The sequence below is a fragment of the Escherichia sp. SCLE84 genome, from assembly GCF_012584495.1.
Classification (GTDB): Bacteria; Pseudomonadota; Gammaproteobacteria; order Enterobacterales; family Enterobacteriaceae; genus ECMA0423.
In genome coordinates, this window is sequence record NZ_CP051430.1 from 3,613,362 (window position 1) to 3,637,919 (window position 24,558).

The window sequence follows — 24,558 nt, forward strand, 5'->3', positions numbered from 1 at the left end:
TTAGTCATGGTTAGTTTAGAGAAGAACGATCACTTAATGTTGGCGCGCCAGCTGCCATTGAAATCTGTTGCCCTGATACTGGCGGGAGGACGTGGTACCCGCCTGAAGGATTTAACCAATAAGCGAGCAAAACCGGCCGTACACTTCGGCGGTAAGTTCCGCATTATTGACTTTGCGCTGTCTAACTGCATCAACTCTGGGATCCGTCGTATGGGCGTGATCACCCAGTACCAGTCCCACACTCTGGTGCAGCACATTCAGCGCGGCTGGTCATTCTTCAATGAAGAAATGAACGAGTTTGTCGATCTGCTGCCAGCACAGCAGAGAATGAAAGGGGAAAACTGGTATCGCGGCACCGCAGATGCGGTCACCCAAAACCTCGACATTATCCGCCGTTATAAAGCGGAATACGTGGTGATCCTGGCGGGCGACCATATCTACAAGCAAGACTACTCGCGTATGCTTATCGACCACGTCGAAAAAGGCGCACGTTGCACCGTTGCTTGTATGCCAGTACCGATTGAAGAAGCCTCCGCATTTGGCGTTATGGCGGTTGATGAGAACGATAAAATTATCGAATTCGTTGAAAAACCTGCTAACCCGCCGTCAATGCCGAACGATCCGAGCAAATCTCTGGCGAGTATGGGTATCTACGTCTTTGACGCCGACTATCTGTATGAACTGCTGGAAGAAGACGATCGCGATGAGAACTCCAGCCACGACTTTGGCAAAGATTTGATTCCCAAGATCACCGAAGCCGGTCTGGCCTATGCGCACCCGTTCCCGCTCTCTTGCGTACAATCCGACCCGGATGCCGAGCCGTACTGGCGCGATGTGGGTACGCTGGAAGCTTACTGGAAAGCGAACCTCGATCTGGCCTCTGTGGTGCCGGAACTGGATATGTACGATCGCAATTGGCCAATTCGCACCTACAATGAATCATTACCGCCAGCGAAATTCGTGCAGGATCGCTCCGGTAGCCACGGGATGACCCTTAACTCACTGGTTTCCGGCGGTTGTGTGATCTCCGGTTCGGTGGTGGTGCAGTCCGTTCTGTTCTCGCGCGTTCGCGTGAATTCATTCTGCAACATTGATTCCGCCGTATTGTTACCGGAAGTATGGGTAGGTCGCTCGTGCCGTCTGCGCCGCTGCGTCATCGATCGTGCTTGTGTTATTCCGGAAGGCATGGTGATTGGTGAAAACGCAGAGGAAGATGCACGTCGTTTCTATCGTTCAGAAGAAGGCATCGTGCTGGTAACGCGCGAAATGCTACGGAAGTTAGGGCATAAACAGGAGCGATAATGCAGGTTTTACATGTATGTTCAGAGATGTTCCCGCTGCTTAAAACCGGCGGTCTGGCTGATGTTATTGGGGCATTACCCGCAGCACAAATCGCAGACGGCGTTGACGCTCGCGTACTGTTGCCTGCATTTCCCGATATTCGCCGTGGCGTGACCGATGCGCAGGTAGTATCCCGTCGTGATACCTTCGCCGGACATATCACGCTGTTGTTCGGTCATTACAACGGGGTTGGCATTTACCTGATTGACGCGCCGCATCTCTATGATCGTCCGGGAAGCCCGTATCACGATACCAACTTATTTGCCTATACCGACAACGTATTGCGTTTTGCGCTGCTGGGGTGGGTTGGGGCAGAAATGGCCAGCGGGCTTGACCCATTCTGGCGTCCTGATGTGGTGCATGCGCACGACTGGCATGCAGGCCTTGCGCCTGCGTATCTGGCGGCGCGCGGGCGTCCGGCGAAGTCGGTGTTTACTGTGCACAACCTGGCCTATCAAGGCATGTTTTATGCACATCATATGAATGACATCCAATTGCCATGGTCATTCTTTAATATTCATGGGCTGGAATTCAACGGACAAATCTCTTTCCTGAAGGCCGGTCTGTACTATGCCGATCACATTACGGCGGTCAGTCCAACCTACGCTCGCGAGATCACCGAACCGCAGTTTGCCTACGGTATGGAAGGTCTGTTGCAACAGCGTCACCGTGAAGGGCGTCTTTCCGGCGTACTGAACGGCGTGGACGAGAAAATCTGGAGTCCAGAGACGGACTTACTGTTGGCCTCGCGTTACACCCGCGATACGTTGGAAGATAAAGCGGAAAATAAGCGCCAGTTACAAATCGCAATGGGGCTTAAGGTTGACGATAAAGTGCCGCTTTTTGCAGTGGTGAGCCGTCTGACCAGCCAGAAAGGTCTCGACCTGGTGCTGGAAGCCTTACCGGGTCTTCTGGAGCAGGGCGGGCAGCTGGCGCTACTCGGCGCGGGCGATCCGGTGCTGCAGGAAGGTTTCCTTGCGGCGGCAGCGGAATACCCCGGTCAGGTGGGCGTTCAGATTGGCTATCACGAAGCATTTTCGCATCGCATTATGGGCGGCGCGGACGTCATTCTGGTGCCCAGCCGTTTTGAACCGTGCGGCTTAACGCAACTTTATGGATTGAAGTACGGTACGCTGCCGTTAGTGCGGCGCACCGGTGGGCTTGCTGATACGGTTTCTGACTGTTCTCTTGAGAACCTTGCAGATGGCGTCGCCAGTGGGTTTGTCTTTGAAGATAGTAATGCCTGGTCGCTGTTACGGGCTATTCGGCGTGCTTTTGTACTGTGGTCCCGTCCTTCACTGTGGCGGTTTGTGCAACGTCAGGCTATGGCAATGGATTTTAGCTGGCAGGTCGCGGCGAAGTCGTACCGTGAGCTTTACTATCGCTTGAAATAGTTTTCAGGAAACGCCTATATGAATGCTCCGTTTACATATTCATCGCCCACGCTTAGCGTAGAAGCTCTTAAGCACTCTATCGCTTACAAGCTGATGTTTACGATTGGAAAGGACCCGGTCGTCGCCAATAAACATGAATGGCTGAACGCAACGTTATTTGCTGTGCGCGATCGTCTCGTGGAGCGCTGGTTACGTTCAAACCGTGCCCAGTTGTCGCAAGAAACTCGTCAGGTTTACTACCTGTCGATGGAGTTTTTGATTGGCCGTACGCTCTCCAACGCCATGTTGTCGCTAGGAATTTACGAAGATGTACAGGGCGCACTGGAAGCGATGGGGTTAAATCTCGAAGAGCTGATTGATGAAGAAAATGATCCGGGCCTCGGTAACGGTGGCCTGGGACGTCTGGCGGCTTGCTTCCTTGATTCTCTGGCGACGTTAGGGTTGCCGGGGCGCGGTTACGGCATCCGCTATGACTACGGTATGTTCAAGCAGAACATCGTTAACGGTAGCCAGAAAGAGTCGCCAGACTACTGGCTGGAATACGGTAACCCGTGGGAATTCAAACGCCACAACACGCGCTATAAAGTCCGTTTTGGTGGTCGCATTCAGCAGGAAGGTAAAAAAACGCGCTGGATTGAAACCGAAGAGATTCTGGGAGTCGCTTACGATCAGATAATCCCTGGTTACGATACCGACGCGACCAACACGTTGCGTTTGTGGAGTGCGCAAGCCAGTAGCGAAATTAACCTCGGTAAATTCAACCAGGGTGACTACTTCGCGGCAGTGGAAGATAAAAACCACTCCGAGAACGTATCTCGCGTACTGTATCCGGATGACTCCACCTACTCCGGGCGTGAGCTGCGCCTGCGTCAGGAATACTTCCTGGTTTCCTCGACCATTCAGGACATTTTAAGCCGCCATTATCAGTTGCATAAAACCTACGATAACCTGGCGGATAAAATCGCGGTTCATCTCAATGATACCCATCCGGTACTGTCGATTCCTGAGATGATGCGTCTGCTGATCGATGAGCACCAATTTAGCTGGGACGACGCGTTTGAGGTGTGTTGTCAGGTCTTCTCCTACACTAACCACACGCTGATGAGCGAGGCGCTGGAAACCTGGCCGGTTGATATGCTGGGTAAAATTCTGCCGCGTCACCTGCAGATCATCTTTGAAATCAACGACTATTTCCTGAAAACCTTGCAGGAACAGTATCCGAACGATACCGATCTGCTGGGACGGGCGTCGATCATTGATGAATCCAACGGTCGTCGTGTGCGTATGGCCTGGCTGGCGGTTGTTGTGAGCCACAAAGTTAACGGTGTATCGGAACTGCACTCTAATCTGATGGTGCAATCGTTGTTTGCCGACTTTGCGAAAATCTTCCCGGGTCGTTTCACCAACGTCACCAACGGTGTGACGCCGCGTCGCTGGCTAGCGGTAGCGAACCCATCGCTTTCAGCCGTGCTGGACGAACACCTGGGCCGTAACTGGCGCACCGACCTTAGCCTGCTTAATGAGCTGCAACAACACTGTGATTTCCCAATGGTTAATCACGCTGTGCATCAGGCGAAGCTGGAGAACAAAAAGCGTCTGGCAGAGTATATCGCCCAGCAGCTGAATGTGGTGGTGAATCCAAAGGCGTTGTTCGATGTACAAATCAAACGTATTCACGAATACAAACGTCAATTGATGAATGTGTTGCATGTGATTACCCGCTATAACCGCATCAAGGCCGACCCGGATGCGAAGTGGGTACCGCGCGTGAATATTTTTGGCGGTAAGGCGGCTTCGGCCTATTACATGGCGAAGCACATTATTCATTTGATCAATGACGTAGCGAAAGTGATCAACAACGATCCGCAGATTGGCGACAAGCTGAAAGTCGTGTTCATCCCGAACTACAGCGTTAGCCTGGCGCAGTTGATCATTCCGGCGGCCGATCTGTCTGAACAGATTTCGCTGGCGGGGACGGAAGCTTCCGGCACCAGTAACATGAAGTTTGCGCTTAACGGTGCGCTGACTATCGGTACGTTGGACGGTGCGAATGTCGAGATGCTGGATCATGTCGGTGCTGACAATATCTTTATCTTTGGTAACACTGCGGAAGAAGTGGAAGAACTGCGTCGTCAGGGCTACAAACCGCGTGAATACTACGAGAAAGATGAGGAGCTGCATCAGGTGCTGACGCAAATCGGCAGCGGTGTATTCAGTCCGGAAGATCCGGGTCGCTATCGCGATCTGGTTGATTCGCTGATCAACTTCGGCGATCACTATCAGGTTCTGGCGGATTATCGCAGCTATGTCGATTGTCAGGATAAAGTCGACGAACTCTACGAGCTTCAGGAAGAGTGGACCGCAAAAGCGATGCTGAACATTGCCAATATGGGCTACTTCTCTTCTGACCGTACTATCAAAGAGTACGCCGATCATATCTGGCATATTGATCCGGTGAGATTGTAATTTCACTAATAAATAGAACGGGGCCAAAGGGTCCCGTTTTTTTCGCCATCATTTCGGAAAAGTGTCCAGAAGGGGCAAGGGGACTCGGGGAGTATAATTTCGCCATTCAGAAAGAATGGAAAGAATAATGCAAAACAGAAAATGGATTTTGACCTCGCTGGTAATGACTTTTTTCGGCATCCCCATTCTGGCGCAGTTTTTGGCGGCGGTTATTGCCATGCTGGGTGTCGGACTTGCCGGTATTATTGAAGTTTGTAATATCTTTATCACGCCAACAATTTACCTTCTGCTCAACATTTTTATGCTGGCGCTGGGCGCATTAATGCTATTTTTCTCGGGGCGAGTGTGGGCGGACGATAGTGCACCAGAAAAAAGAGAAATAGCCGTCTGGCGACAATGTCTTTTTTTAGTACCCGCATTATTAACCCTGGGGGTCTGGATAATCGCGCTGCATCTGGCAGATTATCAATTTCGCCAGATGGGAGCGGGTTGGTTGGCTGATCTTATGCTCCCCTGGCTGGGCGTTTTGTTAGCCTCATTAGTCGGTGGTGAGTACTGGTGGTTAGTCATTATACCTGTTGGCGCGCATATCAGTTTTTCGCTGGGGTACGGCTGGCCGACCAGATATCCTTTAACGGGCACGTCCGGGTTACGTTGCCGTAATTCTCTCTTGTTTATCCTTCTCATGCTTGGTTTTGTCGCCGGTTACCAGGCTTATTTATATAAACAGCTTAATCCCGGCGTCGGTGTGCGTGAAAATATTGATACCTGGGCCTGGCGACCCGATAAACTCAATAATCAACTGACACCACTGCGTGGTAAACCGCAAATTCAGTTCACGCAAAACTGGCCGCGACTTGATGGCGCAACGGCGGCGTACCCCATTTATGCCTCTGCCTTTTATGCACTAAGCGTTTTGCCGGAAGATTTTCACGAATGGGAATATCTGGCGAACTCTCGTACTCCCGAAGCATATAACAAGATTGTTAAAGGTAATGCCGATATTATCTTTGTGGCTCAACCTTCCGGTGGGCAGAAAAAACGCGCGGAGGAATCGGGCGTCACTTTGATTTACACGCCTTTTGCCCGTGAAGCGTTTGTTTTCATCGTCAATGTAGATAACCCGGTTAATTCCCTGACCGAACAACAAGTGCGTGACATCTTCAGTGGTGCAATTACCAACTGGCGCACGGTTGGCGGTAACGATCAGGAGATCCAGACCTGGCAACGCCCGGAAGACTCTGGTAGCCAGACGGTGATGCAATCCCAGGTCATGACAAATGTCCGCATGATCTCGCCGCAGGAAACAGAAGTGGCAAGTATGATGGAGGGAATGATTAAAGTCGTTGCCGAATACCGTAATACAAACAACGCAATAGGTTACACCTTCCGTTATTACGCAACACAAATGAACGCCGATAAAAATATAAAACTGCTAGCGATTAACGGTATTGCACCGACTGCCGAAAACATTCGCAACGGCAAATATCCCTATATCGTCGATGCCTTTATGGTAACGCGGGAAAATATGACGTCAGAAACACAAAAATTGGTGGAGTGGTTTTTAACGCCGCAGGGGCAGAGCCTGGTGGAAGATGTAGGTTATGTGCCGATGTATAAAACGTTGCATTAAGGCGGATAATAAAAATGGAATTAGTTAATACATTATTTGCAAGCCTTGTCGGTACTGATCCATTCACAGGCGTGGATATTACGATTGCCAACTGCAAATCGGCATACTGGGATGAAGGCATTGTTCAGCAACTCATTAACCAGGCCCTGGATGAAGGGGAAAAGTTCGTCGGTGCTGACGGTCTTGAGGGATTGCTTCGATATAATGTCACATTAAATATTGGCTTAACCTCCAGCAAGGTATGGCCGGGATTTTCCCTCGATACCGCCACCATTAGCCGTCTTTGTGCCTGTGGTGCTGATTTTGGATTTGACCCCTATATCAGTGATGTACCAGATGTTCAATGTGACCTGAACACGACAAATGACGTCACCGTACAATTTACGGCGATGCTAAATCCGGATGAGCGGGTGATAATAGCAAAGCGCCCGCTTAAAAAATGTGACTCCTGGATTGAGGATGTCTATATCTTTCAGGTCTTAAAAGATGCCTGGAAATTTCATAACAATAACAGTTTACGCGGATTTCGCGATAAGCAGGCCGAACTGAAACTCTACACGCGTCATTACTCAGTGGAAAATTGCGCAGAGGAAAGCTGTCGAGACTGCAATAGTTGCATTCGCCCCAGCTTTTCCCTTTCGCGTAGCGCCCTTATTCGCCTGAACGCGGCGAATGCTCGTTTTGTCTATCAACCGTTTACACGCGATCAGCGGGCGAGGGGGTAACTATGCAACCCAGCCCCGCCATGCAGGCATTAATTGAGCAGATTTATCACACCTTTCGTCGTTATCAGGTGCCGCAGAAATTTGTGGTTTGTTGTGAATATTGCCTGAGTCAGCAGGAACAAAAGGCATTACGGAGTACATCGTTACGAGCGATCCCGTATTCCTTAATCAATGCCTGGAATAGTAGCCCAGGGCCTGATCCGCAAAATAGCGATGAGGTCCGCTATTTTCTGCCGCGTTTACTGGAATTTGTTGCACAGGGGCATTTTGACAATATTCACGTAGTTTTTTCTCTACGGCGTATAAACCTTGCCAGTAAAGAAAACTGGCGTGCGGATGAACGGGCAATTTTACAGCGATTTGCCTGCCAGTATATGACTGATTGGGTATCCGGCGATGAAGCTGTCGAATTACAGTATATGCTGGAAATGTTTTTCCGTGCCGATATCGCTCTTGCGCCATTGCTGGATGCCATTAATTCAGTTCCCGGCTTTTGGTCGACCGTTTCTCTTGCCTGTTTATTGAACAGATATTGTGAGGATTATATCAGAGATAACCAGGACGATATCGATAACGTCATTACCACCCAAATCAATGCCTGGGCTAGAAATAATCATCCTTTACTGAAAGAAAGAGCGCGGCAAGCGATTGAGAATCCGCTAAAACAGCCCGAACCAATGACAGAATATCAGGTCTGGGAAGATGACTGGATAATTGATGAGTGTTTATGCGCGATGTATGACGCATCATCCGAATCACCAGGAAAATAAAAATGATTAAATTCCGGCTTTATATTCCCCCTGTAATTCTCGGTTTTGTTATCGTGCCATTATTGGTATGGCCGACGGTTATTGTCTTAGCCGTACTTATATTCACGTTAACTTTTCTGGCAGAAATAATATTCTCCTTTCCGCTCCTGGTTGTGCGTATTTCTCTTCAGGAATTACAACTTGAGTTAATGGTTGAATATGCACTTTTTTTCAGTGTAATGGCTGGCATCGGTTGGCAATTCTCCCGCAGAACGCCTCCTGAATTAAAAAACAGACTGCATTGCTGGCTGGTCTTTTCGCCGGTCTATTTCTGGTTAATTCTCTCGAATTTCATTCTTTATATTTCTCCAGAGAAATCAGCGTTGCTGGAAAATATCCGAAATTTCTTTCTGACGTTTGTCTGGCCTCCCCTGAATTTTTCCCCTTTTTGGCCGCAGCCTTGGACTGATTTTGTCGGCCCGATTAGTGCACAGCTTGGTTTTGCATGGGGATATTATTGCCATTGGTGCAGAAAAAATAGAAACCAGAGGAAGAAGTGGGGCGATTGGGTAACGTGCTTAAGTTTGGCGATTTTAGCTCAGGGGCCGTTATTCAATTATTTACAATGAATAGTCTAAGGAATCCAAATAGCCCGGTTGCACTTCAACCGGGCATCATCCTTACGACGCCAGCGACAACTTCTGCTGCGTATATTCCACCAGCCACTGACTCACACGAGATTGTTGATCCGCATTCAGCCACATGCCTTGTTTTGTGCGACGCCAAAGGGCATCGTCGGTGCGGCGGACCCATTCGTGATCCACCAGGTATTTCAGTTCCGCTTCGTAGAACTCATGACCGAAATCCTCCCCGAGGTCGCTTATCGCCCCCGCATTGCCGAGCAGCAGCTCGCTGTTGCTGCCGTAAGTGCGTGCGTAATGACGCGCCAGCGATTCAGTCAGGAACGGGTAACGGCGGCGCAGGCGAGCGGCGTAATCGTCGCGGTCGCCTTCAATGGCACCACCCGGCAGCACGCTCTCTTTCGTCCACGCCGGGCCAATGCCCTGATAATACGGCGTCAGTTTTTCCAGCGCATGTTCCGCCAGTTTGCGGTAGGTGGTCAGCTTACCGCCGAATACCGACAGCAGCGGTGCTTTGCCGTTTTCATCATGGATATCAAGGGTGTAATCACGGGTAATGGCTTGCGGCGAGTCGGACTCATCATCACACAGCGGACGCACACCGGAGTAGGTCCAGACGATATCGTCACGGCTTAGCTGCTTTTTAAAGTGCGCGTTATACACTTTCAGCAGGTAGTTGATTTCACTCTCTTCAATCTTCACCGCTTTTGGATCGCCTTTGTATTCCACATCGGTGGTGCCGATGATGGAAAACTCGTCCATCCACGGGATCACGAACACAATGCGTTTATCTTCGTTTTGCAGAATGTAGGCCTGCTTTTGGGTATGCACGCGCGGCACCACAATATGGCTGCCTTTGATCAGGCGAATGCCATAAGGCGAAGGCAGATGCATCCCGTCGTCGAAGAACTGTTTCACCCACGGGCCGGTGGCGTTAACCAAGCCGCGCGCTTGCCAGATATATTTTTTGCCGGTATCGATATCTTCCGCTTCCACAATCCACAGGCCGTTTTCGCGGCGAGCAGAGGTGGCGCGAGTCCGAGTAAGCACTTCGCCGCCTTTACGCACCACCATCTGGGCGTTGGCGAGTACCAGACGGGCGTCGTCTACCCAACAGTCAGAATATTCGAATCCGCGCTTAATTTCCGGTTTTAACACTGAGTTTGCGCCAAAACGCAAACCGGTTGATCCCGGCAGGCTGGTGCGTTTACCCAGATGATCGTACATAAACAGACCAATCCGAATCATCCACGCCGGGCGCAGATGCGGACGATGTGGCAGGCGAAAACGCATCGGGAAGGCGATATGCGGAGCCATTTTCAGCAGCACTTCACGTTCAGCCAGCGCCTCGCTGACCAGGCGGAATTCATAGTGCTCAAGGTAGCGCAGGCCACCGTGAATGAGTTTTGAACTGGCGGAAGAGGTCGCGCAAGCGAGATCCTGCGCCTCCAGCATCAGCACGGATAAACCGCGTCCAGCGGCGTCTGCCGCGATACCAGCACCATTGATGCCGCCACCTATCACAATCAGATCTTTGGTTTCCATGCTGCCCTCATTCACTTTCGTTAAAGCTCATAAATGTTCGTTATCGAACATATTAGCAAAGAATCGCGCTTTAGGTAACATTGAAAAAACATTTTAGAGTGATATGTATAACATTATGGCGTTTATCTGCCGCTTCGACGTAAACTGTGCGGTAAATTTGCCCACTTGTTTGTAAAGAAAGAGAGACGCATGGATCAGTTCGAATGTATTAACGTTGCCGACGCGCACCAGAAGTTGCAGGAAAAAGAGGCGGTGCTGGTCGATATTCGCGATCCACAGAGTTTCGCTATGGGGCATGCGGTGCAGGCTTTCCATTTAACCAACGACACGCTGGGCGCGTTTATGCGTGATAACGACTTTGACACTCCGGTGATGGTGATGTGTTATCACGGCAATAGCAGCAAAGGCGCGGCGCAGTATCTGCTGCAACAGGGCTACGATGTGGTCTATAGCATTGACGGCGGCTTTGAAGCCTGGCAACGTCAGTTTCCCGCAGAGGTGGCGTACGGCGCGTAACGCTTTATACTGTCCCCTTTTGTGTGGAATAAGCGACAGCAACGATGTTGATGATTACCTCTTTTGCTAACCCCCGCGTGGCGCAGGCGTTTGTTGATTACATGGCGACGCAGGGTGTTATCCTCACGATTCAACAACATAACCAAAGCGATGTCTGGCTGGCGGATGAGTCCCAGGCCGAGCGCGTACGGGCGGAGCTGGCGCGTTTTCTCGAAAACCCGGCAGATCCGCGTTATCTGGCGGCCAGCTGGCAGGCAGGCCATACCGGCAGTGGCCTGCATTATCGCCGTTATCCTTTCTTTGCCGCCTTGCGTGAACGCGCAGGTCCGGTAACCTGGGTGGTGATGATCGCCTGCGTGGTGGTGTTTATCGCCATGCAAATTCTCGGCGATCAGGAAGTGATGTTATGGCTGGCCTGGCCATTCGATCCAACACTGAAATTTGAGTTCTGGCGTTACTTCACCCACGCGTTAATGCACTTCTCGCTGATGCATATCCTCTTTAACCTGCTCTGGTGGTGGTATCTCGGCGGTGCGGTGGAAAAACGCCTCGGTAGCGGTAAGCTAATTGTTATTACTCTCATTAGCGCCCTGTTAAGCGGCTATGTGCAGCAAAAATTCAGCGGGCCGTGGTTTGGCGGGCTTTCTGGCGTGGTGTATGCGCTGATGGGCTACGTCTGGCTACGTGGTGAACGCGATCCGCAAAGTGGCATTTACCTGCAACGTGGGTTAATTATCTTTGCGCTGATCTGGATTGTCGCCGGATGGTTTGATTTGTTTGGGATGTCGATGGCGAACGGAGCACACATCGCCGGGTTAGCCGTGGGTTTAGCGATGGCTTTTGTTGATTCGCTCAATGCGCGAAAACGAAAATAATTCCAGGGATTTATAAATGAAACAAACACAACGTCACAACGGTATTATCGAACTGGTTAAACAGCAGGGTTATGTCAGTACTGAAGAGCTGGTAGAGCATTTCTCCGTCAGCCCGCAGACTATTCGCCGCGACCTCAATGAGCTGGCGGAGCAAAACCTGATCCTGCGTCACCATGGCGGTGCGGCGCTGCCTTCCAGTTCGGTTAACACGCCGTGGCACGATCGCAAAGCCACCCAGACCGAAGAAAAAGAGAGGATTGCCCGCAAAGTGGCGGAGCAAATCCCCAACGGCTCGACACTGTTTATCGATATCGGCACCACGCCGGAAGCGGTGGCGCACGCGCTGCTTAATCACAGCAATTTGCGTATTGTCACCAACAATCTCAATGTTGCTAACACGTTGATGGTAAAAGAAGATTTCCGCATTATTCTCGCCGGTGGCGAATTACGCAGCCGCGATGGCGGGATCATTGGCGAAGCGACGCTCGATTTTATCTCCCAGTTCCGCCTTGATTTCGGCATTCTGGGGATAAGCGGCATCGATAGCGACGGCTCGCTGCTGGAGTTCGATTACCACGAAGTTCGCACCAAGCGCGCCATTATTGAGAACTCGCGCCACGTTATGCTGGTTGTCGATCACTCGAAATTTGGCCGTAACGCGATGGTCAATATGGGCAGCATCAGCATGGTAGATGCCGTCTACACCGACGCCCCGCCGCCAGTAAGCGTAATGCAGGTGCTGACGGACCATCATATTCAACTGGAGCTGTGCTGATCCTGCACGGCTTCCCACGTCAGACCAAAACGCGCCAGGTATTTGCGTAGCCGATCCGCGTCATTGACGCTGGCTTTGCCCTGGCGCGAAACATCAAAAAGCAGGCGTCCGGCAGCGGAAAGCGACTTTGCCTGGCGACAGAGAGCTATCACGTGTTCCAGTTGCAGCCTGTCAAAAAGGTCGATGTTTTCTGCCTCTGCGCCCAGCAACGCCGTAAGCGCGGAGGGGCGGCTCTCCTGCCAGTTATAGCGCAGACGGTTTATCTCATCTTCAACCACGTCCAGAGTGATGCGTCCGCTAGTGGCAAAGGTGGCCATCCGCGTGACGCTGGCAGAAAGTTCGCGAAAGTTACCGCGCCATGTTGCCTGGGGAGAGGTCGCAAAAGCCAACCAGGCGCGCCGCGCTTCGGTGTTAAAACGCACGCTGTCGCCAGTGAGTGTGGCGTGGCGCTCCACTTCATAATCAAGGTTCGGTTCAATATCTTCCTGGCGCTGGCGTAGACCCGGCAGGGTGAAGGTCCAGAGATTGATCCGCGCGTACAGATCTTCGCGAAATTTGCCTTCGGCAACCAGCTGGCGCAAATCGCGCACCGTTCCGGCGATAAGCTGAAAATCACTGCTCACCTGGCGATCGCTGCCAAACGGGTAAAAGGTTTTCTCTTCAATGGCTTTTAGCAGCATTGCCTGTTCGTCTGCGCCCAGTTCGCCAATCTCATCAAGAAACAACATTCCGCCGTTGGCGCTGCGTAATAAACCTTCACGAGATTCCCGCGCCCCGGTAAACGCGCCTTTTACATGACCAAACAGCGTCGACATGGCGGTATCGCCGCGCAGGGTGGCGCAGTTCACTTCCACAAACGCGCCGCTAAACTGATGCCGCGCCTGTTTTAACTCGAAGATGCGTCGCGCCAGAAATGACTTGCCCGCGCCGGTTGGACCGTTAAGCAGAATCGGCGCGCGGGATTTGATCGCCACTTTTTCGATCTGCTCAATCATGCGGTTGAAGTGGGGGTTACGCGTGGCAATGCCGGACTTAAGAAAATCAAGCGTTTGCTGGCGTTCCTCGGCAAAGCGGCTGGCGATGGCGTTATAACGGCTTAAATCGAGATCGATAATCGTCACTTCACCTGCGCCGCGCGGCTGTTCTTTTTTGCGCGGAGGTGAAGATTGTATCAGCCGGGCGGGCAGGTAACGCGCTTCCGCCAGCAGAAACCAGCAAATCTGCGCGACGTGGGTGCCGGTGGTGATGTGAATTAAATAGTCTTCTTTTTCTGGCTGAAACTCGTAACCACGGGCGAAATCATGCAGGCAGGCGTAAACCTCTTCGAAATCCCACGGGTTATGCAGTTCAATCTCAACGCCCACGACTTCTGTTTCTGGCGAAACGCTGGCGATATCGCGTTTAAGCGTTTCGAATAGCGAGCGCGAGCGGGTGTCGTGCAACAATTCCAGCCGATCGATGACTAACGATTCTTGCTGGCATAAACAAAGCGTCGGACGCCATTTCGACCAGCGCTGACTGCCGCGTCCGGCATAATCCAGCACGGTACCGACAAAGCCAAAAGCCACTGTTTTACGCATCTTAGATATCCTTATAAAAGACGATATTTCATTATCGGTGAATTGGTTTTGTGGAAAATCTCCGTTTACGGACGTAAAGATTTAACCTATTTAAAAACAATGAATTAAAAAATTAATCTGCTTATTTAATTTTCTGGCACGACGGTTGCAATTATCACGACAGCAAACAACGAAAAGAGAAAAACAAAATGAATTACGAATTACTGCCCACTGAAAATGCCCCGGTAAAAATGTGGACCAAAGGCGTGCCGGTAGAAGCCGATGCGCGTCAGCAACTTATTAATACGGCGAAGATGCCGTTTATTTTCAAACATATTGCGGTAATGCCTGATGTACACCTGGGTAAAGGTTCCACCATTGGTAGCGTGATCCCGACCAAAGGGGCGATTATTCCGGCGGCGGTGGGCGTGGATATTGGCTGTGGAATGAACGCGCTGCGTACCGCGTTAACGGCGGAAGACCTGCCTGAAAACCTGGCAGAGCTGCGTCAGGCGATTGAAACGGCCGTGCCGCACGGGCGTACCACTGGCCGTTGTAAACGTGATAAAGGTGCCTGGGAAAATCCACCTGTTAACGTCGATGCTAAATGGGCTGAGCTGGAAGCCGGTTATCAGTGGTTAACGCAAAAATATCCGCGTTTCCTGAATACCAATAACTATAAACATCTGGGAACGCTGGGAACGGGTAACCATTTTATTGAAATCTGTCTTGATGAGTCGGATCAGGTGTGGATTATGCTGCACTCCGGTTCACGCGGAATTGGTAACGCCATCGGGACTTACTTTATCGATCTGGCGCAAAAAGAGATGCAGGACCAGCTTGAAACGTTGCCGTCGCGTGATCTGGCGTACTTTATGGAAGGTACGGAATACTTTGATGATTACCTGAAAGCGGTGGCCTGGGCGCAGCTTTTTGCCAGCCTTAACCGCGATGCAATGATGGAAAACGTAGTAACAGCGTTGCAGAGCGTTACGCAGAAAACGGTAAGACAACAGCAAACGCTGGCGATGGAAGAGATCAACTGTCACCACAACTATGTGCAAAAAGAACAGCACTTTGGCGAAGAGATCTACGTGACGCGTAAAGGCGCGGTGTCTGCGCGTGCTGGTCAATATGGAATTATTCCCGGTTCGATGGGAGCGAAAAGCTTTATCGTCCGTGGGCTGGGAAATGAAGAGTCGTTCTGTTCGTGCAGCCACGGTGCCGGGCGGGTAATGAGCCGTACTAAAGCGAAAAAACTGTTCAGCGTGGAAGATCAAATTCGTGCCACCGCGCATGTGGAATGCCGTAAAGATGCCGAAGTGATCGACGAAATCCCGATGGCGTATAAAGATATTGATGCGGTGATGGCGGCACAAAGCGATCTGGTGGAAGTTATCTATACCCTGCGTCAGGTGGTGTGCGTAAAAGGATAAATGATGAAAAGGATGATTGCGCTGGATGGCGCACAGGGCGAAGGTGGCGGGCAGATCCTGCGCTCGGCGCTGAGCCTGTCGATGATAACCGGCCAGCCATTTACCATCACCAGCATTCGTGCCGGGCGAGCGAAACCGGGGCTGTTGCGCCAGCATCTGACCGCGGTAAAAGCGGCTGCGGAAATTTGTAGGGCAACGGTGGAAGGCGCGGAGCTGGGGTCGCAGCGTCTGGTCTTCCGGCCTGGCACCGTGCGCGGCGGCGAGTACCGCTTTGCTATCGGTAGTGCCGGAAGCTGTACGCTGGTGCTGCAAACGGTGCTGCCCGCGCTGTGGTTTGCCGATGGACCTTCGCGTGTTGAAGTGAGCGGAGGCACCGATAACCCGTCGGCCCCGCCTGCGGATTTTATCCGCCGGGTGCTGGAGCCGCTGCTGGCGAAAATAGGAATTCATCAGCAAACCACGCTGTTACGTCACGGTTTTTATCCTGCCGGAGGCGGTGTGGTGGCAACGGAAGTCTCGCCCGTGGCATCGTTTAACACCTTGCAACTTGGCGAGCGCGGGAACATTGTGCAGATGTGTGGAGAAGTTCTATTAGCTGGTGTGCCGCGCCATGTTGCTGAGCGTGAAATCGCTACACTGGCGGGGAGTTTTTCCCTGCATGAACAGAATATTCATAACCTGCCGCGCGACCAGGGGCCGGGTAATACCGTCTCGCTGGAAGTCGAAAGTGAAAATATCACTGAACGCTTTTTCGTCGTCGGTGAAAAGCGCGTCAGTGCCGAGGTGGTAGCCGCGCAGTTAGTGAAAGAGGTGAAACGCTACCTGGCAAGCCCAGCGGCGGTGGGGGAATATCTCGCCGACCAACTGGTACTGCCGATGGCGCTGGCGGGCGCGGGAGAATTTAAGGTCGCCCATCCTTCATGCCATCTGCTGACCAATATCGCGGTGGTGGAGCGTTTCTTGCCGGTGCGGTTTGGTTTGATAGAAACAGATGGCGTAACGCGGGTGAGTATTGAATGATGTAAAGATGTAAACCGGATCCAATGCATTATCCGGCTAAACTCACACCCCATAACCCATCATCTTCAGCAGTTTCTGCGCGTGCTGCACGGCAGCCTGACGGTGGGCGACGCCGAGTTTTTGGTACAGATTGCGGATATGCGTCTTGATGGTGGTTGCCGCCACTTCCAGTTCGCCCGCAATTTGTTCATTGCTGTAACCGGAGTAAATCAGCCCCAGGACCTGCCATTCACGTTGGGTCAATGGGCTGGTGCGGATCAGTTCTGGCACTTCCGGATGATTTAGCAGACGTTCAACGAAATTCTCATCGAAATGGGCGAATTTATGCCGATGATGTTGATTGATTTCTCGCAGAATACGCTGTGCGCGATGCTGTTCCAGTTCCGGCAGCGTATTGAGTTGAATCAGCTGGCGCAGTTGTTGCGCCATCGCTTCGCCTTCGATGACAAAATGACTGATAAATCCGGTGCGATTCGCCAGTTTTAATGCGTCCAGCAACACGCGCTGGGCGTCACTTTTACGTCCGGCCTGCCAGTACAGTTGATTAAGCAGCAACAGGTTACGGTTGAGATCGCTCATCAACCGCAGACTCCGGGCATTTTCATTGAGTTCTTCGAGAACAATTTCTGCCGGTTCAAACTCGCCCAGCAAGATTTGTGCACGGGCAATGTTGCGCCATTGACCTTGCAGGAAGTGGTTGTTCGCAAACTCTGGTTTAGCCGTATGACGCAACCAGTTGGCAGCGGCGGCTTTATCGCCGGTCATTTGCCAGTAAATCACCCGGACTTTGTTGGCGTTAGAGATCCAGTCGCTGTGATATTTGCCATTCCCCAGCAGGTTTTCCAGACGGTTCAGCTGGCTACGGGCGTTATCTAAATCACCACGGGCCAGCGAGCATTGAATCAACATTGCCAGGCACTGAAGCTGTTGCTGTGGCTGATAAGACGACAAGACTTCAATCCCGCTACGCGCCGACGCTTCGGCTTCATCCAGCCGTGCCCAGGCCCATAACAGTTGTGCTCGGATGCGCACCAGAAACTCATGCATCGGCAGCTGTTCCAGATGCTGCTCGTTGATCAGCTGGAACGCTTTTTCCTGTGTTTCCCACGCGGTTTGCAGGAACCCTTGGGCAAACAGAATTTCACTTTGCTGGATTAAACTCCATAAGGCGTAGTGCCAGACGTCGTGCTGGCGTGCCATCTGTTCGGTTTGCTGCATTAGCGCCAGTGAGCGGGTCAATTCGCCTTTGCAGTGCAGCACTTCACCCAGCACCGAGGTTGCCACAATGCGGCTATAGAACCAGCCCGGCGGCAGCTCTTCCAGTGCCAGTTTTGCCAGCCGTTCCGCTTCATCCGGATTACCATCGTTAATCGCCACCTGGGCGCGCAGAGCGTTAAATTCTGCGTGCATGGTGCCTTCTCTGATGTCCTTGATTTCATGTTCAGCACGGGCTAGCAGGGTGTTAACTTCGCCATAGCGATGTTGGCTTTGCATTAGCCACGCCTGCAATAACACTAACTGCGGATTTTCCAGCAAACTGCCCCACGGCAGGGCCTTAAGCGACTCTTCCAGCAGCGACAGTTCGCTATGGTTGAACAAACTCCAGGCGTGATTAAGCAGAATATCGCGCAGCATCAGCGCATCGCCTGCCGCCAGCGCATGATGAATCGCTTCGCTGGGAAATCCCTGGGCCATCCAGCTTTCTGCGGCGGCACGGTGGATTTCCGGCAGCTCCGCCGCCAGTTCCCACTGGCAGCGCTGGCGCAGGAAGTTGCCAAACAGCGGGTGATAGCAGAACCACTCGCCGGTATCATCCATCCGCTGTAAAAACAGCCCCTGACGCTCAATCTCTTCGAGACGCATTTGCCCGTTTTCTTCGCCGGTCACACGGGTGATGAGGGCATCGTTCATTGAGCGCAAAATGGCGCTTTTCAACAGAAAATGGCGCGTTGCGAGATCGACGTTATCCAAAACCTCATCGACCAGATAATCCGAAAGATGGCTGGCATTGATTCCCGCCAGGCGGCGTGCCGACTTATGGGCTGAGTGGGTATTCTGCCGGGCGGAGAGGGCGATTAGCTGTAGTGCCGTCGCCCAACCGGAAACGTCATCGCAAATCCGACTGCTTTCTGCAGCTTCAATCGGCGATGACAGACGGCAATCAAAAAACTGCTTCGCTTCCTGATGGGTAAATGCCAGTTGCTGACTGCCAATTTCCAGCAGTTGATCACGAACACGCAGATTGGCAATGCCCAGTTGCGGAAGGTTGCGTGACAACACCACCAGGGTGAGATTTTCTGGTTGATGGCGAATAAAGAAGCGCATTGACTCGTGGATCACTGGATTAGTGATCAGATGATAGTCATCGATGACCAGATAAAGTGGGCTATGCCATTCCGCCAGCTCAATGAAAAGCTGGGCGAAGAGTGACGTCAGGCTGGCATATTGCCGTTTTTGCGCCATCGTCTCACATATCGCACAGTGACCGTTGGTTGCCTGCTGCACGGCGGCAATGAGATAGCTGGCGAAACGCTCTTGCTGGTTATCACCTTCATCCAGCGAGTACCAGCCGATATCGTTTTTGCCTGCCGCCCACTGGGAAATGAGGGTGGTCTTTCCGTAGCCCGCAGGACTCGTGATCAGCGCCAGCCGGAAGTTGTTCGCGCCGGAAAGTTTAGCCAGCAGGCGCTCACGAACCACGGTATGGTCGAGTCGAACCGGACGACTTAGTTTTGACGGAATCAGCATAGTTAATCACTTCACTGTGGAAAATGAGGAAATATTATTTTTTTTGCGCTTCGTAATTAATGGTTATAAGGTCGGCCAGAAACCTTTCTAATGCAAGCGATGACGTTTTTTTATGTGTCTGAATTTGCACTGTGTCACAATTCCAAATCTTTATTAACAACTCACCTAAAACGACGCTGATCCAGCGTGAATACTGGTTTCCCTTATGTTCATCAGATTCATTTAAGCAAGGGTTTCTTCTTCATTCCTGATGAAAGTGCCATCTAAAAAGATGATCTTAATAAATCTATTAAGAATGAGATGGAGCACACTGGATATTTTACTTATGAAACTGTTTCACTCCTTTACTTAATTTATAGAGTTACCTTCCGCTTTTTGAAAATACGCAACGGCCATTTTTTGCACTTAGATACAGATTTTCTGCGCTGTATTGCATTGATTTGCTGCTAATCCTGTGGTTTGCACTAGCTTTAAGTGGTTGAGATCACATTTCCTTGCTCATCCCCGCAACTCCTCCCTGCCTAATCCCCCGCAGGATGAGGAAGGTCAACATCGAGCCTGGCAAACTAGCGATAACGTTGTGTTGAAAATCTAAGAAAAGTGGAACTCCTATGTCACAACCTATTTTTAACGATAAGCAATTTCAGGAAGCGCTTTCACGTCAGTGGCAGCGTTATGGCTTAAATTCTGCGGCTGAAATGACTCCTCGCCAGTGGTGGCTAGCAGTGAGTGAAGCACTGGCCGAAATGCTGCGTGCTCAGCCATTCGCCAAGCCGGTGGCGAATCAGCGACATGTTAACTACATCTCAATGGAGTTTTTGATTGGTCGCCTGACGGGCAACAACCTGTTGAATCTCGGCTGGTATCAGGATGTACAGGATTCGTTGAAGGCTTATGACATCAATCTGACGGACCTGCTGGAAGAAGAGATCGACCCGGCGCTGGGTAACGGTGGTCTGGGACGTCTGGCGGCGTGCTTCCTCGACTCAATGGCAACTGTCGGTCAGTCTGCGACGGGTTACGGTCTGAACTATCAATATGGTTTGTTCCGCCAGTCTTTTGTCGATGGCAAACAGGTTGAAGCGCCGGATGACTGGCATCGCAGTAACTACCCGTGGTTCCGCCACAACGAAGCACTGGATGTGCAGGTAGGGATTGGCGGTAAAGTGACGAAAGACGGACGCTGGGAGCCGGAGTTTACCATTACCGGTCAAGCGTGGGATCTCCCCGTTGTCGGCTATCGTAATGGCGTGGCGCAGCCGCTGCGTCTGTGGCAGGCGACGCACGCGCATCCGTTTGATCTGACTAAATTTAACGACGGTGATTTCCTGCGTGCCGAACAGCAGGGCATCAATGCAGAAAAACTGACCAAAGTTCTCTATCCAAACGACAACCATACTGCCGGTAAAAAGCTGCGCTTGATGCAGCAGTACTTCCAGTGTGCCTGTTCGGTAGCGGATATTTTGCGTCGCCATCATCTGGCGGGGCGTAAACTGCACGAACTGGCGGATTACGAAGTTATTCAGCTGAACGATACCCACCCAACTATCGCGATTCCAGAACTGCTGCGCGTGCTGATCGATGAGCACCAGATGAGCTGGGATGACGCCTGGGCCATTACCAGCAAAACTTTCGCTTACACCAACCATACCCTGATGCCAGAAGCGCTGGAACGCTGGGATGTGAAACTGGTGAAAGGCTTACTGCCGCGCCATATGCAGATTATTAACGAAATTAATACTCGCTTTAAAACGCTGGTGGAGAAAACCTGGCCGGGCGATGAAAAAGTGTGGGCCAAACTGGCGGTGGTGCACGATAAACAAGTGCATATGGCGAACCTGTGTGTGGTTGGCGGTTTCGCGGTGAACGGTGTTGCGGCGCTGCACTCGGATCTGGTGGTGAAAGATCTGTTCCCGGAATATCACCAGCTATGGCCGAACAAATTCCATAACGTCACCAACGGTATTACCCCACGTCGCTGGATCAAACAGTGCAACCCTGCACTGGCGGCTCTGTTGGATAAATCACTGCAAAAAGAGTGGGCTAACGATCTCGATCAGCTGATCAATCTGGAAAAATTCGCTGATGATGCGAAATTCCGTCAGCAATATCGCGAGATCAAGCAGGCGAATAAAGTCCGTCTGGCGGAGTTTGTGAAAGTTCGTACCGGTATTGAGATCAATCCACAGGCGATTTTCGATATTCAGATCAAACGTCTGCATGAGTACAAACGCCAGCACCTGAATCTGCTGCATATTCTGGCGTTGTACAAAGAAATTCGTGAAAACCCGCAGGCTGATCGCGTACCGCGCGTCTTCCTCTTCGGCGCGAAAGCGGCACCGGGCTACTACCTGGCGAAGAATATTATCTTTGCGATCAACAAAGTGGCTGACGTGATCAACAACGATCCACTGGTTGGCGATAAGTTGAAGGTGGTGTTCCTGCCGGATTATTGCGTTTCGGCGGCGGAAAAACTGATCCCGGCGGCGGATATCTCCGAACAAATTTCGACTGCAGGTAAAGAAGCTTCCGGTACCGGCAATATGAAACTGGCGCTCAATGGTGCGCTTACTGTCGGTACGCTGGATGGTGCGAACGTTGAAATCGCCGAGAAAGTCGGTGAAGAAAATATCTTTATTTTTGGTCATACCGTGGAACAAGTGAAGGCAATTCTGGCCAAAGGCTACGACCCGGTGAAATGGCGGAAGAAAGATAAGGTGCTGGACGCAGTATTGAAAGAGCTGGAAAGCGGTAAATACAGCGACGGCGATAAGCATGCCTTCGACCAGATGCTGCACAGTATCGGCAAACAAGGCGGCGATCCGTATCTGGTGATGGCGGATTTCGCAGCCTATGTTGAGGCACAAAAGCAGGTGGATGTGCTGTACCGCGACCAGGAGGCCTGGACTCGCGCGGCGATCCTCAATACCGCCCGCTGCGGTATGTTTAGCTCGGATCGCTCTATTCGCGATTATCAGGCTCGTATCTGGCAGGCAAAACGCTAAGGAAGCTCGATGGAAAGCAAACGTCTGGATAATGCCGCGCTGGCGGCGGGGATTAGCCCCAATTACATCAATGCCCACGGTAAACCGCAGTCGATTAGCGCCGAAACCAAACGGCGTTTGCTTGACGCGATGCATCAACGTACCGCCACGAAAGTGGCGGTAACGCCAGTCCCGAATGTCATGGTTTATACCAGCGGCAAAAAAATGCCGATGGTGGTGGAGGGCAGCGGCGAATATAGCTGGCTGCTGACCACCGAAGAAGGAACACAGTACAAAGGCCATGTAACGGGGGGCAAAGCGTTCAATCTACCGACGAAGCTGCCGGAAGGTTATCACACGCTGACACTCACCCAGGACGACCAGCGCGCGCATTGCCGGGTGATTGTCGCCCCGAAACGCTGTTACGAACCGCAGGCGTTGCTGAATAAACAAAAGCTGTGGGGTGCCTGCGTTCAGCTTTATACGCTGCGATCGGAAAAAAACTGGGGTATTGGGGATTTTGGCGATCTCAAAGCGATGCTGGTGGATGTGGCAAAACGTGGCGGGTCGTTCATCGGCCTGAACCCGATTCATGCGCTCTATCCGGCAAATCCGGAGAGTGCCAGCCCATACAGCCCGTCTTCTCGCCGTTGGCTGAATGTGATTTATATCGACGTTAACGCCGTTGAAGATTTCCATCTTAGCGAAGAGGCTCAGGCCTGGTGGCAGTTGCCGACCACGCAACAGACGCTGCAACAGGCGCGCGATGCCGACTGGGTCGATTACTCCACGGTTACCGCCCTAAAAATGACAGCATTACGAATGGCGTGGAAAGGTTTCGCGCAACGTGATGATGAGCAGATGACCGCGTTTCGCCAGTTTGTTGCAGAGCAGGGCGACAGCCTGTTCTGGCAGGCAGCCTTTGATGCGCTACATGCCCAGCAAGTGAAAGAGGACGAAATGCGCTGGGGCTGGCCTGCATGGCCAGAGATGTATCAGAACGTGGATTCACCAGAAGTGCGTCAGTTCTGCGAAGAACATCGTGATGACGTCGATTTTTATCTCTGGTTGCAGTGGCTGGCTTACAGCCAGTTTGCCGCCTGCTGGGAGATAAGCCAGGGCTATGAAATGCCGATTGGCTTGTATCGTGATCTGGCGGTTGGCGTAGCGGAAGGTGGGGCGGAAACCTGGTGTGATCGTGAACTATATTGCCTGAAAGCGTCGGTTGGCGCGCCGCCGGATATCCTCGGCCCGTTGGGGCAGAACTGGGGATTACCGCCAATGGACCCGCATATCATCACCGCGCGTGCCTATGAACCGTTTATCGAGCTGTTGCGTGCCAATATGCAAAACTGCGGCGCATTACGAATTGACCATGTGATGTCGATGCTGCGTTTGTGGTGGATACCGTATGGCGAGACGGCAGATCAGGGCGCGTATGTTCACTATCCGGTGGATGATCTGCTCTCGATTCTGGCACTCGAAAGTAAACGTCATCGCTGTATGGTGATTGGTGAAGATCTCGGTACCGTACCGGTAGAGATTGTCGGTAAGCTGCGCAGCAGCGGTGTGTACTCCTACAAAGTGCTCTATTTCGAAAACGACCACGAGAAGACGTTCCGTGCACCGAAAGCGTATCCGGAGCAGTCGATGGCGGTTGCGGCGACACATGACCTGCCTACGCTGCGCGGTTACTGGGAGAGCGGGGATCTAACGTTGGGCAAAACCCTGGGGCTGTATCCGGATGAAGTGGTACTGCGCGGTCTGTATCAGGATCGCGAACTGGCGAAGCAAGGGCTGCTGGATGCACTGCATAAATATGGTTGTCTGCCAAAACGTGCCGGGCATAAGGCATCGTTGATGTCGATGACGCCGACGCTGAACCGTGGTTTGCAGCGCTACATTGCCGACAGTAACAGTGCTCTGTTAGGACTACAGCCGGAAGACTGGCTGGATATGGCCGAACCGGTGAATATTCCTGGCACCAGTTACCAGTATAAAAACTGGCGACGCAAGCTTTCCGCAACGCTTGAGTCGATGTTTGCCGATGATGGCGTGAACAAGTTGCTGAAGGATTTGGACAGACGGCGCAGAGCTGCAGCGAAGAAGAAGTAGAGTGCGGTTGATGCCGGATGCGATGCATCCGGCAGT

17 protein-coding genes are annotated in these 24,558 nt (G+C 51.9%); 14 read left to right on the forward strand and 3 right to left on the reverse strand.

The window, feature by feature from the left end; all coding sequences use genetic code 11:
- Positions 1-6 precede the first annotated feature (6 nt).
- From glgC to HGD79_RS17485, 7 genes are all read left to right on the forward strand, one after another.
- Complete coding sequence (gene glgC / locus HGD79_RS17455; protein ID WP_000253975.1) at positions 7-1,302, forward strand: glucose-1-phosphate adenylyltransferase; 1,296 nt, start codon at positions 7-9, stop codon at positions 1,300-1,302.
- Complete coding sequence (glgA, locus tag HGD79_RS17460) at positions 1,302-2,735, forward strand: glycogen synthase GlgA (protein WP_001197646.1); 1,434 nt, start codon at positions 1,302-1,304, stop codon at positions 2,733-2,735. Before glgC ends, glgA begins: the two co-directional genes overlap by 1 nt.
- Before the next feature lie 18 nt (positions 2,736-2,753).
- On the forward strand, positions 2,754-5,201 hold the full coding sequence (glgP, locus tag HGD79_RS17465; protein WP_139496480.1) for a glycogen phosphorylase: 2,448 nt from the start codon (positions 2,754-2,756) through the stop codon (positions 5,199-5,201).
- A 124-nt stretch (positions 5,202-5,325) separates the two neighbouring features.
- Complete coding sequence (locus HGD79_RS17470) at positions 5,326-6,834, forward strand: PstS family phosphate ABC transporter substrate-binding protein (RefSeq protein WP_168848538.1); 1,509 nt, start codon at positions 5,326-5,328, stop codon at positions 6,832-6,834.
- Between the two features lie 14 nt (positions 6,835-6,848).
- On the forward strand, positions 6,849-7,559 hold the full coding sequence (locus tag HGD79_RS17475) for a hypothetical protein (RefSeq protein ID WP_000424555.1): 711 nt from the start codon (positions 6,849-6,851) through the stop codon (positions 7,557-7,559).
- A 2-nt stretch (positions 7,560-7,561) separates the two neighbouring features.
- The gene (locus HGD79_RS17480) at positions 7,562-8,329 is read left to right on the forward strand and encodes a hypothetical protein (RefSeq protein ID WP_001183155.1); all 768 of its coding nucleotides are present in this window, start codon (positions 7,562-7,564) and stop codon (positions 8,327-8,329) included.
- Positions 8,330-8,331: 2 nt separating this feature from the next.
- Entirely contained in the window at positions 8,332-8,937 is a 606-nt protein-coding gene (locus HGD79_RS17485; protein ID WP_000589361.1) for a hypothetical protein, read from the forward strand.
- Positions 8,938-8,988: 51 nt separating this feature from the next.
- On the opposite strand, the gene glpD is transcribed toward HGD79_RS17485, so the two are convergent.
- Positions 8,989-10,494 carry a glycerol-3-phosphate dehydrogenase gene (gene glpD / locus HGD79_RS17490; RefSeq protein WP_000448115.1) on the reverse strand — a complete coding sequence of 502 codons (1,506 nt, stop codon included), beginning with the start codon at positions 10,492-10,494 and terminating at the stop codon, positions 8,989-8,991.
- A 189-nt stretch (positions 10,495-10,683) separates the two neighbouring features.
- Here glpD and glpE point away from each other — a divergent pair, with 189 nt between their 5' ends.
- From glpE to HGD79_RS17505, 3 genes are read left to right on the forward strand one after another with little or no spacing between them, the layout of a single operon-like run.
- Positions 10,684-11,010, forward strand: a complete 327-nt coding sequence (gene glpE / locus HGD79_RS17495; RefSeq protein ID WP_000371928.1) for a thiosulfate sulfurtransferase GlpE — start codon at positions 10,684-10,686, stop codon at positions 11,008-11,010.
- Between the two features lie 44 nt (positions 11,011-11,054).
- Positions 11,055-11,885, forward strand: coding sequence for a rhomboid family intramembrane serine protease GlpG (glpG, locus tag HGD79_RS17500; protein WP_000928731.1), 831 nt, complete (start codon positions 11,055-11,057; stop codon positions 11,883-11,885).
- Positions 11,886-11,901: 16 nt separating this feature from the next.
- Positions 11,902-12,660 carry a DeoR/GlpR family transcriptional regulator gene (locus HGD79_RS17505; RefSeq protein ID WP_000815099.1) on the forward strand — a complete coding sequence of 253 codons (759 nt, stop codon included), beginning with the start codon at positions 11,902-11,904 and terminating at the stop codon, positions 12,658-12,660.
- On the opposite strand, the gene rtcR is transcribed toward HGD79_RS17505, so the two are convergent.
- On the reverse strand, positions 12,642-14,240 hold the full coding sequence (gene rtcR / locus HGD79_RS17510; protein ID WP_001232966.1) for a DNA-binding transcriptional regulator RtcR: 1,599 nt from the start codon (positions 14,238-14,240) through the stop codon (positions 12,642-12,644). The genes HGD79_RS17505 and rtcR overlap by 19 nt on opposite strands.
- A 188-nt stretch (positions 14,241-14,428) precedes the next feature.
- Between rtcR and rtcB the strand changes: the two genes are divergently transcribed.
- Both rtcB and rtcA read left to right on the forward strand, forming a co-directional pair.
- Complete coding sequence (gene rtcB / locus HGD79_RS17515) at positions 14,429-15,655, forward strand: RNA-splicing ligase RtcB (protein WP_001105436.1); 1,227 nt, start codon at positions 14,429-14,431, stop codon at positions 15,653-15,655.
- Between the two features lie 3 nt (positions 15,656-15,658).
- Positions 15,659-16,675 (forward strand): RNA 3'-terminal phosphate cyclase, encoded by a 1,017-nt coding sequence (rtcA, locus tag HGD79_RS17520; RefSeq protein WP_001351532.1) that lies wholly within the window; start codon positions 15,659-15,661, stop codon positions 16,673-16,675.
- Positions 16,676-16,717: 42 nt separating this feature from the next.
- Here rtcA and malT read toward each other — a convergent pair whose 3' ends face one another.
- On the reverse strand, positions 16,718-19,423 hold the full coding sequence (gene malT, locus HGD79_RS17525; RefSeq protein ID WP_000906983.1) for an HTH-type transcriptional regulator MalT: 2,706 nt from the start codon (positions 19,421-19,423) through the stop codon (positions 16,718-16,720).
- 611 nt (positions 19,424-20,034) lie between these two features.
- Here malT and malP point away from each other — a divergent pair.
- On the forward strand, positions 20,035-22,428 hold the full coding sequence (gene malP, locus HGD79_RS17530; RefSeq protein ID WP_000081909.1) for a maltodextrin phosphorylase: 2,394 nt from the start codon (positions 20,035-20,037) through the stop codon (positions 22,426-22,428).
- 9 nt (positions 22,429-22,437) lie between these two features.
- Positions 22,438-24,522 (forward strand): 4-alpha-glucanotransferase, encoded by a 2,085-nt coding sequence (malQ, locus tag HGD79_RS17535; RefSeq protein WP_000444350.1) that lies wholly within the window; start codon positions 22,438-22,440, stop codon positions 24,520-24,522.
- Positions 24,523-24,558 lie beyond the last annotated feature (36 nt).

Coding starts and splice junctions, on each gene's coding strand:
- glgC (WP_000253975.1), top strand. CDS start 7: ATGGTTAGTTTAGAGAAGAACGATCACTTAATGTTGGCGCGCCAGCTG.
- glgA (WP_001197646.1), top strand. CDS start 1,302: ATGCAGGTTTTACATGTATGTTCAGAGATGTTCCCGCTGCTTAAAACC.
- glgP (WP_139496480.1), top strand. CDS start 2,754: ATGAATGCTCCGTTTACATATTCATCGCCCACGCTTAGCGTAGAAGCT.
- HGD79_RS17475 (WP_000424555.1), top strand. CDS start 6,849: ATGGAATTAGTTAATACATTATTTGCAAGCCTTGTCGGTACTGATCCA.
- HGD79_RS17480 (WP_001183155.1), top strand. CDS start 7,562: ATGCAACCCAGCCCCGCCATGCAGGCATTAATTGAGCAGATTTATCAC.
- HGD79_RS17485 (WP_000589361.1), top strand. CDS start 8,332: ATGATTAAATTCCGGCTTTATATTCCCCCTGTAATTCTCGGTTTTGTT.
- glpD (WP_000448115.1), bottom strand. CDS start 10,494: ATGGAAACCAAAGATCTGATTGTGATAGGTGGCGGCATCAATGGTGCT.
- glpE (WP_000371928.1), top strand. CDS start 10,684: ATGGATCAGTTCGAATGTATTAACGTTGCCGACGCGCACCAGAAGTTG.
- glpG (WP_000928731.1), top strand. CDS start 11,055: ATGTTGATGATTACCTCTTTTGCTAACCCCCGCGTGGCGCAGGCGTTT.
- HGD79_RS17505 (WP_000815099.1), top strand. CDS start 11,902: ATGAAACAAACACAACGTCACAACGGTATTATCGAACTGGTTAAACAG.
- rtcR (WP_001232966.1), bottom strand. CDS start 14,240: ATGCGTAAAACAGTGGCTTTTGGCTTTGTCGGTACCGTGCTGGATTAT.
- rtcB (WP_001105436.1), top strand. CDS start 14,429: ATGAATTACGAATTACTGCCCACTGAAAATGCCCCGGTAAAAATGTGG.
- rtcA (WP_001351532.1), top strand. CDS start 15,659: ATGAAAAGGATGATTGCGCTGGATGGCGCACAGGGCGAAGGTGGCGGG.
- malT (WP_000906983.1), bottom strand. CDS start 19,423: ATGCTGATTCCGTCAAAACTAAGTCGTCCGGTTCGACTCGACCATACC.
- malP (WP_000081909.1), top strand. CDS start 20,035: ATGTCACAACCTATTTTTAACGATAAGCAATTTCAGGAAGCGCTTTCA.
- malQ (WP_000444350.1), top strand. CDS start 22,438: ATGGAAAGCAAACGTCTGGATAATGCCGCGCTGGCGGCGGGGATTAGC.